Consider the following 263-nt stretch of genomic DNA (forward strand, 5'->3'; position numbering starts at 1 on the left):
TGGAATCGGTCAAACAGTATATGTGCCGATTAAGGATAGGAAGCTTATGGGTTTCCATAAAGTTAATAACAATAATATACCTATAATTTATAGTCCGATTTTGAAGAAGTATCATCGCTTTATGTATTTTAGTAAAGTTAGAAAAACAATGATAGACATTGAAAATAAAATAAATTTAAACAGCAATATAAATGTAGTTCATGCGCATACTCTTTTCAGCGATGGAGGTGCAGCATATTTAATAAAAAAGAAATATGGTATTA

Annotated in this window: 1 protein-coding gene; it reads left to right on the forward strand. The window is 28.5% G+C overall.

Going from position 1 to position 263, the window contains the following annotated elements; genetic code table 11:
* Window positions 1-46 precede the first annotated feature (46 nt).
* Window positions 47-263, forward strand: a 217-nt coding sequence (locus tag R0J92_RS23815) for a hypothetical protein (protein ID WP_411053493.1), incomplete at its 3' end; no start/stop codon positions are given.

This window comes from Tritonibacter sp. SIMBA_163, from assembly GCF_046535935.1.
GTDB classification, from domain to species: domain Bacteria; phylum Pseudomonadota; class Alphaproteobacteria; order Rhodobacterales; family Rhodobacteraceae; genus Epibacterium; species Epibacterium scottomollicae.